This window comes from Actinomycetota bacterium, assembly GCA_035765775.1.
Classification (GTDB): domain Bacteria; phylum Actinomycetota; class CADDZG01; order JAHWKV01; family JAOPZY01; genus DASTWV01.
The window spans coordinates 1-12,706 of the sequence record DASTWV010000049.1; the positions used below are offsets into that span (position 1 = coordinate 1).

The window sequence follows — 12,706 nt, forward strand, 5'->3', positions numbered from 1 at the left end:
CCGTCAAGGGCCTTCGGTCTGCTTCGCAGACGGCCCTCGGTTGGTCCGGGAGGGGAAAGGCAAAGGCGAAGCAAACCGCCGCTTGACAGCCCGACCCTCATAGGTGTCCCACTGCCCGGGACGAATGTCCCCGACCTCAGCCCGAGGGGCCGCATGTGCGGACCCGGAACGACGGCGTGGGTCCGGGTGCCCCTTGACCCGGCAGATGTTCGTGTCAGAGCCCGGACCCGGACCGCCGCCCACATCATCACGGGGAGGTTTCTTCGCCCTGTAAAGCACAGGTCTTCCCCCTGACTTGCACCACAACCCAACCCATGAAGCGCGCGACATGAAACCAGGCACGCCCGCTGGGTAGAAGTGGAGGGCACACTGCGAAATGGAGCCCAATTGTGGACAATCATCGTGCGGCAGAGTTGCTCGATCATGAGGAGGAGCGCCTGAGCGGGCTCCGGCACACCACCGAGCTGGAATCGCTGGCGGCGGGCTCAGAGATGGACAGCATCTCCGAGATCGCGGACTACGACCAGCACCCCGGCGACGTGGCGACAGAGACCTTCGAGCGGGAGAAGCGGCTCTCCATCCTCGAGACGGTCGAGGCCGGGCTCGCCGACGTCGCGGCCGCCCGGGCACGCCTCAAGGCGGGCACCTACGGCATCTGCGAGGCGTGCGGCAGGGCGATCGGGGACGAGCGCCTCGCCGCCCAGCCTGCCACCCGCTTCTGCCTCGAGGACCAGGAGAAGGCCGAGATCAGGCATTGATCCGCGGCGCTTCGCCGGGGCAGTCTTGTACCGCACAGGTTGCGTAGACCACGATGGCCTCGGCGGCGTTGCCCTGCGGCGTCTGAGATCTGCCCGGCGAACGAGAGGGCCCCCACCGCGAGGGCCCTCTCGAACTCGGGCTGCCGGTCAGACGTCGCGCGCGATCTCGTAGACGTTGGACGAGCGGAACTCGATGGTGGCATCCGCGGGCACCTTGGCGTTGGCTGCGACCCGCAATGCCGCTTCCTCTGAGTCAAAGACGAGGAAACTCATGGCGTTCTGGCCGGAAGCCGCCCAGGTTCCCCGGACGAAGCCGGGAACCGTCTTCATGAACGCCACGAGCCCGTCCAGCTCGCGGTCCTGATCGCTCGGGGAGAACCCGGGCTTGAGTGATGCCTGAAATACCAGTGCGTGCATCGTGCTCCTCCTTTCGTCCCTCACGGGACAGTTCGGTTCCTGGCGGCTGCGTCAGATGGCGACAGCTTCGACTGCACTGATGGGCCCTGCGGTGTGGATGACGCGCCCGGGCTGGAATCCGGTGGAGCGCAGGAGGGCTCGCAAGTCCGAGGGCCGCCGCTCCTGGCCACCGGTCACGGCCAGCATGAGGACATCCAGGGTCTGGCTGACCAGATCGACCCCCTCGTCAGGCAGGAGGTGTTCGATGATCAGCATGGTGGCGCCCGGCTGCGCCGCACGGCGGATCGCCCCGAGGATGGCGGCGGCTTCCCGGTCCCGCCAGTCGTGCAGGACCTCCATGAGCAGGTAGAGATCGGCGGCGGGGAGCGGATCGTGGAAGAAGTCACCGGCTTGGGTACGGAGCCGTTCGGGATGGGGACCGGCGCCGCCGACTACTTCGGGAAGGTCGAATAACACGCCCCGGGCTTCCGGGGCGACCGCCAGGATGGCGTGCAGCAGATGACCCCGGCCGCCGGCGATGTCGGCGATGGTTCCGAACGGCCGGAAGTCGTAGGCGGCCAGGAGGTCGTCGATGTCCGCCCGTGCCTTGTCTGCCATTGCCTGGCCGAACACTGCGGCTTCCTCTGCGTGGCCTTCGAGGTAATGAAAGAAGCCCGCGGGGTCGACGCATTCCGCGCCGGGGCGGCCGGTGGCGGCGGCGTGATCCAAAGCGGCGATTGCCGCCCGCGCCACCGGAAGGCCATTGATGCGGGCGAACGACCGCATCGACCGCGGGTGGTCGCTGCACAGCAAGCGGGACACCCGGTTATGCCGGAACCCCTCACCGGCGCACTCGAAGATGCCATGGGCGCAGAGGAGCCGCAGGAGGCGTTCGAGCGCCATCGCGTCCACCTGGCAGGGACCCGCCAGGGCTGCTGCCGGGAGCGCCTCGTCGCCAAGATGGTCAGCAACGCCGACCTCCGCCACCACGTGCAGGGCTCGTGAGGGAACCACCGCCTGGGCGAGTCCCCAGATGACCTCATGGGGCGCCCGGGTGCCCGGCTCCGTCGCTGGTTCCGTTGTGGTTGCTGCCATTTCCGCCTCCCTTTCTCGACGTGGCGTGTACACCAGCGACGATAGGAAGGAGGCTGCAGCAGGTCATCCGCCGGATTGCTCAGGCGGCGTACTCATTTCTCGCCGTGGATGGTGCCCTGCCGCTCGAACCAGAGCGCAACCTGGGCCCGGTTGCGGAATCCCAGCTTGGTCAGGATGTGCTGCACGTGGTTCTGTGCGGTGCGCTCCGAGAGCACGAGCCGGTCGGCGATCTCCCGGTTGGAGAGACCCTGCGCCACAAGCCCGGCTACCTCCCGCTCCCGGACGGTAAGCGGCCCGGGGGCCGAGCGCTCCACCGCATCGAGCACGTCCTGCATCCGCCCGGCAACCGCATGCAGTCTCAGCGCCCGTGCGGCGTCGAGATGCTCAGCGGCGAGTGCCCGCGCCCCTTCCCGATCGCCCGGCGCGTCCCGGAGGAGCAGGGCCGCAGCCTCATCGCTGGCGCTCTCCAGCTCGTATCCCGCGGCACCGGCCTCCCGGCTGAGCTGGCGGGCCTGGCCGAGGAATGCCGCGGCGGCGTCACGCTGCCCCAGATGCAGGGCGGCCTTCCCAAGCCAGAGTTCCACCGGACCCAGGTAGGTGGCCGCCCCCAGACCGCAGGCGACGTGATGGCCGCGGTAGGCCTGCAGCCAGTCCTGGAGTACCTGGACATCCTCGGGTCGGCCCAGCGCGATGGCCGTCTCGAGCCCCAGAGCGGCGCCCAACAACACGACATGGGGGGGCGGGCGCCAGTGCGCCACTGGCCCGAGGGAACGCCAGAGGTCGCCTGCCTCTCCGAGCCGTCCCTCACCCGCCAGGTCATGGGCCAGGGCGAGATCGGCGATGAAGGGCGGACGTCCCCCCGGCGTGCTGCTCTCCAGCGCGGTCCGGGTTACGCCGTCCAGCCCGGCGTGCCGGGCAATGCCGGACAGGACCGCGGCGCGCCGGTTCGGAGGCTCCGGATGGTCGCCCCACGCCGCCAGGCCGATCGCCTCGTCGCTCAACCGGCGCGCCTCGGCCAGCCGGCCCTGCGCCTGCGCCAGCACCGCCCGGGTGTGAAGCACCTGGTACCGGGCGAGCGGGCTGCGCAGCGCATCGGCCAGCACCGCCGAGCGATCCAACTCGCCCGGGATCCGTCCCAATCGGCCTTGTTGGAACAGGACGTCCACCCGGCAGAGCCGACCCCGGAGCTCGACATCGGCCCGCCCGGCGGCCTCCCCCAGCCGGGTCAGGCGGTCGGCCACTTCCTCTCGCTCCGCCAGTTTCCCGGGGTGGGCGGCCACGACCTGCCGTGCCCGGAAGGCGGCCACCCGGGCAGCCAGATCACCCGACGCCTCGGCAACGCGCACCGCCTCGGCGCTGGCCTCCTCTGCCGCGTCATTGTCGGGGAGGAAGATGAAGGTCTCGGCGAAACGCGCCGACAGCCGGGCGCGGAGGGGAGTCGGATCGGGGCCGAGGCGGTCGAGCACCTCCCGGCACATCTGACGCGTGGCAAGGTCGAAGCCTGGTTGGCCGACCGGATCCAAGACCAGGGCCGCCTCGACCACCAGGTGCGGACGGGCTTGGTCCGGTGCCGACTCAAGGGCAGACATCCGGCAGCGATGGCAGTCGCCCAGCGCGCCGGCCAGGTTGTGCGCCCGGGCCGCGCCGAGGAGCAGCCTGCTGCGCGCCTGGGCGTCGATCTCGGCTCCTCCGACCGACGCGGCCTGCTCGTAGAGCCGGGCGGCGTGTTCGTACCCCAACTGCGCCATGGCCAGGTCGGCCGCACGCTCGAGCCAGGAGGCGGCGAGGCCGCGGGAGCCACCACTGGCCGACGCCGCCCGGTGCCGGGCAATCTCGAACAGGTGGGGGCCGGCCTCGCTGCCGTGGCGGGCTTCGAGCGCCTCGGCGGCGCCCCGGTGCAAGGCGTGCTGCACCGCGGGCGAAATCCCTTCCAGGACAGCGCCGTGGACCAGGGCATGGGCGAACCGGTGGCTGGCGGGCGGGAGGCCCGCCTGCAGGAGGCCTGCGGCGACGGCCGGTGCGAGCGCCTCCAGGCACGCGCCTTCTGCGATGGCCAAGACGCCCGCCAGCACCGAGGAGTCGAACTCCCTCCCCAGCACGGCCGCCCCCTGCACCGCGGTCTGGGTAGCCTCAGGCAGGCGGGCAAGCCGGGGGCGTACGGCGGTGCCCAGGTGACCCCGCCCCCCGGCCCGTTGCTCGCCCAGGCTGATGGCCGCCTCCCGCACCGAAAAGGGATTGCCGCCGGTCAGCGCCGTGATCCCGGCGAATTCCGACTCGGTCACCTCGGTGCCGGTCAGCGACTCCAGCTCCCGGCGGACGCTGTCCGGCTCCAGGCCCACCAGCGGGAGGTCGTGGACCCGGCGTAGCCCGGCCAACCGCTCCACCAGGCCGCCGGGGGCCGGATCCCGGGTGTTGATCCAGACCAGACAGCGCGCGGCGGGCAGGCCCAGGGCCAGCTGCCGAAGCAGGAGAAGCGACGCCTCGTCGGCCCAGTGCATGTCCTCCAGGAAGATCGCCAGGCGCTCCTCGGCCGCCGTCGCCGCAAGCACCCGGCTCACCGCATCGAAGACCAGGAAGCGTTCCTCAGCGCCGGTCTCCACCCACTGGGCTTTGGCTCCCTCACCCCACAGCCGGCGAAGCGGCGCAGCCACCGCCTGGTCGCCCGCGATGCTCAGGATGCGGGTCGAGGTCTGCAGGGCTCGGAAGACCTGCCTCCAGGGCCACAGCGGAGGGGTGGCCACGCTGTCGTCGGCCATCCCCCAGGCCACCGCGAACCCGCGCCCGGCAGCCCGCCCCGCCGCTTCCTCGGCCAGGCGGGTCTTGCCGATGCCCGCCTCCCCGCGGCACAGCACCACCGCCGCCTCGCCGGCTTCGGCGCGTGCCAGGGCGGCATCCACCACCGCCAATTCACGCTGCCGTCCGACGAACTCGGTACGCCGCGGTGCCTGCATGTGCCAATTGAAGCACCGCTCGCGGTGGGCGATGATCCAGCCTCCCCCGGTGTCAGGCGCGCCGGGCCCCGGCCAGTTCGGGGAGCCGCTCGGCCACCTCGGCGGCTGCCGGCATGGCGGCGATCTCGGCGGCGATCTCCCGGGTGCGGCGGTGCAGGTCACCACCGGCCAGCATCGAGTCGACCGCGGCCGACACCATCTGGGCAGTGAGGTCGGCCGGAACCGTCAAGGGGGCGGCCATCGGGCCGATCTGGGTGGTCGTGGTGGCGCAGACCACCGCCGCCCCCGCCCGGGCGCAGGCGGCGGCCACCAGGGGCTGGTCGGTTCCCAGGGGCAGCAGGCAGAGCGGGACCCCAGCCCCCAGCGCACCGTAGACCGTGCCCCGGCCGGCATGGCACACGACCCCGGATGCCTTCGCCAGCACGGCGTCCTGCGGGATGTACGCCGCGGTCCTGACATTGGCGGGCAGCGGACGCAGCGTTTCCACGGCAGCGGGGTCGCCGGTCGTCATCACCACATCGATGTCCCGGCCCTCCAGGGCCTCGGCAATGGTGCGGAATACCGGCAGCAAGCGGTTGACCACCGTCCCGAGCGTCACGTAGACCAACGGCCTCCCCCCGAGGTCGTCCAGCCAACCGGGTGCCATCACATCGCTCCGGCGGGCGTATACCTCCGGCCGGATGGCCCAGCGCCGGGTGTCGGCCGCCAGGTATGGGTTGGCCAGCGCCGGGGGCGTCCGGTCCAGGTAGGCATCGCCGGTCAGGCTGGTGAGCTCGGGATCGGGAGCGAGGCCCCGTTCCGACCGCAGGCTGGCGAGCACATCGCCCAGCAGCAACTGCGCCACCGGCGCCGGCATCGTGTCGGTGACCCCGAACACGGCCACCGGAAGGTTGAGCTCCTCGGCCGCCGCCCAGGCCCCGAAGTCGAGGTTGTCCCGCACCATCAGGTCCGGGGTCCAGGATCCGGCAAGCTCCACCAGCCCGGCTGCCTGCGGGCCGGACGTGAAGCCGGTCAGCCAGCGCAGCTGCTCGATGGAGGATTGCCGGGCGAAGTCCTCAGTGGGGGGAGTCCCTGCCCAGTCTGCTCCGGTAGCCACCGGGGTGAGCCCCACGGCCTGCACGGCACCGCCGAAGGAGGCAGCGGTGGCCACGCGCACCTCATGACCGCTGTCCTGCAGTGCCCGGGCCAGTGGGGCAACTGCGCTCAGATGGCCGGCACCGGGGATCAGGGTGAACAGCACTCGCACGGAACGTGACTGCATGACCAGCCTCCTTAGTTCAGGTTGCCTAATGTCACTGCATTGAAGCTGTAGTGACGTGGGTGGTACTGTAGCGTCGGTTGTGGACGACGTCAAGGCCCCGATGACCTACCGGCAACGCCAGGCCGAGGAGACCAAGGCGCGGATTGCCACCGCGGCCCGGGACCTCTTCGCACGCCAGGGGTACGCCCAAACCAGCATGGAGGCGATTGCCGCCGAGGTGGGGGTGGCAGTGCGGACGGTCTATGCCGCCTTCGGGACCAAGAAAGCGATCCTCGGCGCCATCTGCGAGCAGTGGCTGGAGCGTGCCCAGACACTGGTGCTGGTCCAGGAGGCGATGGCCGCGCCCGGAGCCCGCCGCCGCCTGGCTCTGCTTGCCCGGGCCGTCCGCCTCCAGTGGGAAGAGGGGGGCGACATCCTGACCATGTTGGAGGTCGCGGCTGCCGGTGACGCCGAGATCCGGGCGATGGTTGACGGTTGGGCCGGGGCGCGGGCGGCAGCCATGGGGCGGGTGCTGGCCGGCGTGGAGAGTGAGCTCGTGGCGTCGCTCGGGTTGGCCGGTGCCACCGCCGTCGTGCGGGCGATGACGGCGCCCCAGCTGTACCAATCGCTGGTCGGCGACTCGGGCTGGCTTCCAGATCAGTTCGAGGAATGGCTGGGCGAGGCGCTCGCCTCGCTGCTGCTGCCGCCCAAGGCCCGTTCCCGGGCCCGCACCCAGGGATGACCATGGGACCGTTGCTTGAGCGTGAGGACGAGCTGGCGGCGGTCGATCGGCTCCTCGAGGGGGGCGGGGTGCTCATCATCGAAGGCCGGGCCGGCATCGGCAAGACGGCCTTGCTGGGCACTGCCTGCCGGCTGGGCGCGGAGCGGGGCCGCGGGGTCCTGCGTGGCCGAGGCTCGGAGCTGGAGGCAGGCTTCCCGTTCGGCGTGGTCCGCCAGCTGTTCGAGCGGGAGCTGATGGGCTTCGGGTCGGGCGAGCGTGCCGACCTCCTTGCCGGCCCGGCCGGGGCCGTTCGTGCCCTGCTGCTGGGGGAGTTCGCGCAGACCTCGGCGCCGGACACCTCGTTTGCCGTGTTGCACGGCCTGTACTGGCTCACCGCCAACCTTGCGGACCGCCGGCCCCTGCTGATCGCCATCGATGACGCACAGTGGGCGGACGAGGCTTCGTTGCGATGGCTGGCCCACCTCAGCCCGAGGCTCGAGGGCCTCCCGGTGGCGCTGCTGATCGCCCTGCGCCCGACGGAGCCTGCCTCCGAGACTGTCTCGCTGGCGGCCCTGCGAGAGGCAACGCCCACGGTCGTGCAGCCTGGGTTGCTGAGCGAGGCTGCGGTCGGGGACCTTGTCCGTGAGGTCCTGGGCCCCGGCGCCCGGCCTGAACTGACCGCCGCCGTGTGGGAAGCCAGCGGCGGGAATCCCCTGTACGTGAATGAGGTCCTGCGGGCGGCGGGCCACGACGGCCGGCCGCTGGCCGAGCTGGACCCCGCCGAGCTGCTGGCCCACGGGCACGAGGGAGTGGGCCGGAGGGTGGTGACCCGGATCCGGGGGCTGGATCCGAACGCGCTGAGCCTGGCGCAGGCGCTCGCGGTGCTCGGGGACGGCGCCGACCTGCGCCACGCCGCCGCGATCGCCGGCGTGCCCATGGCGCACGCGCTCTTCCTCGCCGCGGGGCTGGTGCGCATCGAGGTGCTTGCGGTGGAGGACCCTGCCCGCTTCATCCATCCGGTCGTGCGCGATGCGATCGAGGGATCACTGGGCAGCGATCAACGCGACGCCGCCCACCGGGCGGCTGCCCGGGTGCTGCACGACGAGGGCAAGCCAGCCGGACAGGTCGCCGCCCATCTCCTCGGAGTGCGCCCGGCGGGGGATCGATGGGTCCTTGACCGGTTGCGCGAGGGGGCTACGGCAGCGATGCAGAGCGGTGCGCCGGCGGCCGCCGCCGCCTTGCTGCAGCGGGCGCTGTCCGAGCCGGTCCCGGCGGCGGAGCGCGTGGCGGTCCTGCGGGAAGCGGCGCAGTCCGAAGCAGCTGCCGGGAGTGAGGCGGCCTGCGGTCACCTGGAAGCAGCGTTGCTGGGAGCCCGCGATTCCCGGGAGCGTGCCGAGATCGCGATCGAGGCCGCTGCAACCTATGCCTCGCTGTTCCGCTGGGTGGACGCCGTGGACGTCATCGAGCGCGCCCTCCAGGAGTTGGGCGACCGCGACGAGGGGCTCGCGGCCCGCCTGGAGGGCGAGTTGGTCGTGTGCGGGTTGCACGATGCGCGTCGTGCACGACATGTTGTGCCGATCCTGCACCGCCTCTCCTCCCGCACGAATGCGGGTGGGAGGGCGGAGGCGGTAGCGGTGGCGCGCGGCATGGCGGCGCTGCTGGCGGGGCAGCCGGTGGACGACGCAGTGGCCCCGCTGGAGCAGGCTCTCGCGCATGCGGAGGCCCGGGCAGAGAGCTGGGACACACGGGCAGCATTGCTGTGGAGCCTGGTGACCGCCGAGGCGTTCGACCGGGTAGACGCCGCCCTGGGGCCTATGATCGCCGAGGTCCACCGATCGGGCAGCGCCCGGGGGCTCGTCGCGGTCTACAGCACGCTGGGCCTGCTGCGGCTGCGGCTGGGCGCGCTGCCCGAGGCCGATTCGGCGGCCCGGGTCGCGCTGCGCGTCCTGCAGGAGGGCGACTTCGCTCCCGGGCTCGCCTTCGCGGTCACCGTGCTGGCCGACGTGGCAGTCGAGGCCGGCCAACTCGACGAAGCAGAGGCCTTGATCGACCTCCTGCCCCCGGGGGGCTGGCCGGCAGGAGTCGGGACCGTGCTCATTCCCGCCGCACGCGGGCGGCTGCGGCTGGCCCAGGGACGGCCGGGCGACGCCCTCGCCGACTTCCGGCGGTGCGCCGACATGTTCAGCCCGCAGGTGTGGGGCGCAGATCTGCGCGATGTGGGCTACGTGCACGCCCGCTCGGGTGCCGCCCAGGCTCTGCTGGGCCTCGGTGAGCGCGACGCCGCCCGCGAGATTGCCGCCGCCGAGTTGGCTGACATCCGGCGCTTCGGCGCCCGGCGGGCGCTCGGCGTGGCGTCACGCGTGGCTGGCCTGGCGGAGGGAGGCGAGCGCGGGCTCGAACTGTTGCATGAATCGGTTGCCAGCTTGAGAGCGTCGCCGGCGATCCTGGAGCTTGCCCATTCCCTTGCCGCCCTGGGGGCCGCCCTACGGCGGTCGGGCCAGCGGGCGGCCGCCCGCGAACCGCTGGCGGAAGCGCTTGACCTCGCCGTGCGCTGCGGCGGCCGCCGGCTGGCTGCTCGGGCCCGGGAGGAGCTCAGAGCCACAGGCGCCCGACCCCGGCATGCGTGGCGGCGCGGCCTCGAGGCGCTGAGCCCCGGTGAGCTCCGGGTCGTGCGCCTCGCCGCCGAAGGCCGCACCAACCGCGAGATCGCCTACGAGCTCTACGTGACCCTGAAGACGGTGGAGGGCCACCTGTCCCGGGCCTACACCAAGCTGGGGGTAGCAGGGAGGCCCCAGCTCTCGGGGGTGCTGCAGGGCGAAACAACCAGGGTGGAGACCCAATAGCAAGCACCCCTTCGGAGAGCGACGACCGTCAGCGTCCAGGCCTCGATTGTGCTGCCCAAGCGTGCGTGTCCAACCGGTACAGCGACGCCGCCCTCGTTCAGCGGGCGGGTCTGGGCTCCTAGCTGGCGCTCGCCTCCACCAACTGGATCATGGAGTCGGTGATGCGCTGGCAGCGCTTCGGGAACCCGAGGCGCAACATCGGTGCCATGAGCCGCAGGGCGCCCTTGGGCTCGGCCGACACGTCCACCGTGAGCTCGCAGCGGTCAGTGGCCACCGGGGCAACCCGGAACCGCAAGGCAAAGCCCAGAGCGTCGTGGGGATGGCGGAAGGCGATGCTGGCCCCGGGCTGGAACTCGGTCACCTCGTATTCGGATTCACGCGTGCGGCCCATCTCCCGGCGCACCATGACCGCCCGGCTCCCCACGCCGATCGGGCCGGCCGTGAGCAGCCGGACCTCCTGCACCTCTTTCTCCCATTTCGGCTGGTTGGCGGCGACGTTTGTGCCGATGACGTCGAAGGTGTCCTCGGCCGAGGCCTGGACCGGAGCGGTGCGGCGCCACGTGATCATTGGAACCCCTCCCCCAAAAGATGTGCCACTAGACTAATCACTAGTGGTTACTCTAGTATGGCGGGAGGCGACCGCTGGGTCAAGCCCCGGTCTCGGGGTTTTTCTCGGCCAGGAACTGGGTTTCGATGGTGGCAATGAGCCATGACTGCCACTGCTGGAGCGTCCACCCCCGCCGGGTCGTCAGCTCGATGAAGGCGGGCAGGGAGTCGACGACGCGCAGGATGTCCAGGGCCCGCTCCGCACTCATGCCCGGGCGCAGGCCGTGACGGCTGGCGAGCCGATCGATGAAGAGCCGGAAAAACTCGTCCCGGCCGCTCTCGCGGCGGGCAACCGCCTCCGGATCAGAGGGCAACGCAGCACCGACTGCCACCGTGAACGGGGCCAGCCGGGTCTTGATGTTCGTGTCGGCAGCCACGAAGGCGGCCACGAGCTCATCCACCGTTGCGGCGCCGAGCAGTCCCGTTGCCAGTGGGGTGTTGCGCCACTCGGCGGAGGGTCGGTCGCCCAGCACGGCCAGCATCTCCACGTCGGCCAGGAGCTGGGCCTTGGTCTTGAATGTGTAGTACATGGTCTGCACGGCAACGCCGGCGGTATCGGCGACGTCCTGCATCGTGGTTGCCTCGTACCCCCGCTCGAGGAACAGCCGGTAGGCGGCTTGGACGATGCGCTGCCTAGTCCGGCCCGCTCGCTCCTGCCGGCTGAGGGGGCGCGGGGCGGGAGGCTGGCGGTTCGTCATCGGGTGATGGTACCGATGCCTCACCCAGGCCCTCAGAGCGCCCCGGGAGCCCTGCAGGCGGTAACGACCCAGGCGGACATCCGCCCGACGCACTCCGTTGCCCCGAAACGTTCCTCGACTGCCCGGCGGGCGGCGGCGGTCGCCTCGGCCAGCCGCTGCGGGGCCTGCCCCGGCGGGGCCTGCCGCTCGATCTCGGCGCGCAGCGGGGTTCCCTGGCAGAAGGCGATGGCGACATCGGCGGCCGTGGCAGCCCGGCTCTGCTCTTCCACCAACTCCACCTGCATCGCACCCCGGAAGCCCGCCTCCTCAAGATGCCGGCGGATAACCCCCGGGTCCGCGTAACCGTGGGGAGTGCGGCGCAGGAACTCGGGAGGGTCATCCGGAAACTGGATCGCCAGCGCCTCTGTAACAGCGAGCGCGAACTCGCTGGTTTCGATCCGATCCCACACGCTGAAGAGGAACTCGCCTCCCGGGCGCAACACCCGGTGCACCTCGGCGAAGGCCCTGGCCTTATCGGGGAAGAACATGGCCCCGAACTGCGACACCACGGCGTCGAACGACTCGTCGGCGTACGGGAGCGACTGGACGTCTGCCTGGTCCCAGCGCACTGCCCGGGCAGTGCCCACCACCTGCGCCCGTTCGATCATGTCTGGGTTCAGGTCGCTGGCGACGAGGGCCACCGAGGCGGGGAGCATCGCCGCCAGCGCCCGCGTCAGCACCCCGGTGCCGGCGGCCACTTCGAGGATCGACCCCGAGTCCCGCCCCCGCAGCCGGCCTGCAAGGTCGCGGGCGTACGGTCCGAAGATCATCGGTACCAGCACGTCGTCGTAGATCGCGGGGACCTGCCCGGCGAATACCCGGTCCGGCGAGCGGTCCTGGTCCATGCCGGCCTACAGTTCCCAGTGCACCGGCGCGAGCGGATCGGGCAGGTAGGAGCAGTAGGTTCCGGTCCGGATCGTCCGGCCGAGGTGTTCCCCGAGCAGCGGATCCCGGGCCGCGATCCGCCGGATCGCCAGGCGGATCGCCCGGGTCACACTGGCCCGGGCGCGCTCCGACGTGGCGCCCGCCCGCCGGTCCCGCCCGCCGGTCCCGCCCGCCGAGCCCCACCGCGGCGGACAGCTCCCGGACCAGGAACTCCCGCTCTGCCCCCGCCCGGGCCGCCCGCTCGAGATCGCCCAACGCTGTTGCCTCGGCCATGTCCTCCTCGATCTCGGTGAGTCGCCGCCGGTACATCTGCTTGGCCACGGCATCGAGGACCGGCATCCCGGCAGCCTCCGCACGGCGACCCGTTCCCGGCGCCGCCAAGTCAAGCACATGCAGCTCCTGGCCGGGCGCTGCCAGGAGTCGCGAGAGGAGCGCCAGGCCCCGCAGGTCTTTGAGAAGCACCCTCGCCTCGCC

The 12,706-nt window shown here is 71.6% G+C and carries 11 protein-coding genes; 3 read left to right on the forward strand and 8 right to left on the reverse strand.

Features of this window, described 5'->3' with window-relative positions:
• Positions 1-389: 389 nt before the first annotated feature.
• Entirely contained in the window at positions 390-758 is a 369-nt protein-coding gene (locus VFW71_10765) for a TraR/DksA C4-type zinc finger protein (protein ID HEU5003243.1), read from the forward strand.
• Between the two features lie 147 nt (positions 759-905).
• Here the strand turns inward: VFW71_10765 and VFW71_10770 are convergent, their stop codons facing one another.
• From VFW71_10770 to VFW71_10785, 4 genes are all read right to left on the reverse strand, one after another.
• Positions 906-1,175, reverse strand: coding sequence for a hypothetical protein (locus VFW71_10770; GenBank protein ID HEU5003244.1), 270 nt, complete (start codon positions 1,173-1,175; stop codon positions 906-908).
• A gap of 51 nt (positions 1,176-1,226) precedes the next feature.
• The gene (locus tag VFW71_10775) at positions 1,227-2,249 is read right to left on the reverse strand and encodes a methyltransferase (protein HEU5003245.1); all 1,023 of its coding nucleotides are present in this window, start codon (positions 2,247-2,249) and stop codon (positions 1,227-1,229) included.
• A 92-nt stretch (positions 2,250-2,341) separates the two neighbouring features.
• A complete protein-coding gene (locus VFW71_10780; GenBank protein ID HEU5003246.1) occupies positions 2,342-5,200 on the reverse strand; it encodes an AAA family ATPase in 2,859 nt (952 codons plus the stop codon).
• A gap of 52 nt (positions 5,201-5,252) precedes the next feature.
• Positions 5,253-6,461, reverse strand: coding sequence for a glycosyltransferase (locus VFW71_10785; GenBank protein HEU5003247.1), 1,209 nt, complete (start codon positions 6,459-6,461; stop codon positions 5,253-5,255).
• Positions 6,462-6,540: 79 nt separating this feature from the next.
• On the opposite strand from VFW71_10785, the gene VFW71_10790 reads away from it, so the two are divergent.
• Positions 6,541-7,182 (forward strand): TetR/AcrR family transcriptional regulator, encoded by a 642-nt coding sequence (locus VFW71_10790; GenBank protein HEU5003248.1) that lies wholly within the window; start codon positions 6,541-6,543, stop codon positions 7,180-7,182.
• 11 nt (positions 7,183-7,193) lie between these two features.
• Positions 7,194-10,004: an AAA family ATPase gene (locus VFW71_10795; GenBank protein ID HEU5003249.1), complete on the forward strand. Its 2,811-nt coding sequence runs from the start codon at positions 7,194-7,196 to the stop codon at positions 10,002-10,004.
• Positions 10,005-10,122: 118 nt separating this feature from the next.
• On the opposite strand, the gene VFW71_10800 is transcribed toward VFW71_10795, so the two are convergent.
• From VFW71_10800 to VFW71_10815, 4 genes are all read right to left on the reverse strand, one after another.
• Complete coding sequence (locus VFW71_10800; protein ID HEU5003250.1) at positions 10,123-10,572, reverse strand: SRPBCC family protein; 450 nt, start codon at positions 10,570-10,572, stop codon at positions 10,123-10,125.
• 79 nt (positions 10,573-10,651) lie between these two features.
• On the reverse strand, positions 10,652-11,308 hold the full coding sequence (locus tag VFW71_10805) for a helix-turn-helix domain-containing protein (protein ID HEU5003251.1): 657 nt from the start codon (positions 11,306-11,308) through the stop codon (positions 10,652-10,654).
• Positions 11,309-11,340: 32 nt separating this feature from the next.
• A complete protein-coding gene (locus tag VFW71_10810) occupies positions 11,341-12,192 on the reverse strand; it encodes a class I SAM-dependent methyltransferase (protein HEU5003252.1) in 852 nt (283 codons plus the stop codon).
• Positions 12,193-12,198: 6 nt separating this feature from the next.
• The gene (locus VFW71_10815; protein HEU5003253.1) at positions 12,199-12,342 is read right to left on the reverse strand and encodes a hypothetical protein; all 144 of its coding nucleotides are present in this window, start codon (positions 12,340-12,342) and stop codon (positions 12,199-12,201) included.
• Positions 12,343-12,706 lie beyond the last annotated feature (364 nt).

Bases quoted from the DNA above. Each gene is read 5' to 3' on its own strand.
- VFW71_10770 (HEU5003244.1), bottom strand. From the start codon at position 1,175: ATGCACGCACTGGTATTTCAGGCATCACTCAAGCCCGGGTTCTCCCCG.
- VFW71_10775 (HEU5003245.1), bottom strand. From the start codon at position 2,249: ATGGCAGCAACCACAACGGAACCAGCGACGGAGCCGGGCACCCGGGCG.
- VFW71_10780 (HEU5003246.1), bottom strand. From the start codon at position 5,200: ATGCAGGCACCGCGGCGTACCGAGTTCGTCGGACGGCAGCGTGAATTG.
- VFW71_10785 (HEU5003247.1), bottom strand. From the start codon at position 6,461: ATGCAGTCACGTTCCGTGCGAGTGCTGTTCACCCTGATCCCCGGTGCC.
- VFW71_10800 (HEU5003250.1), bottom strand. From the start codon at position 10,572: ATGATCACGTGGCGCCGCACCGCTCCGGTCCAGGCCTCGGCCGAGGAC.
- VFW71_10805 (HEU5003251.1), bottom strand. From the start codon at position 11,308: ATGACGAACCGCCAGCCTCCCGCCCCGCGCCCCCTCAGCCGGCAGGAG.
- VFW71_10810 (HEU5003252.1), bottom strand. From the start codon at position 12,192: ATGGACCAGGACCGCTCGCCGGACCGGGTATTCGCCGGGCAGGTCCCC.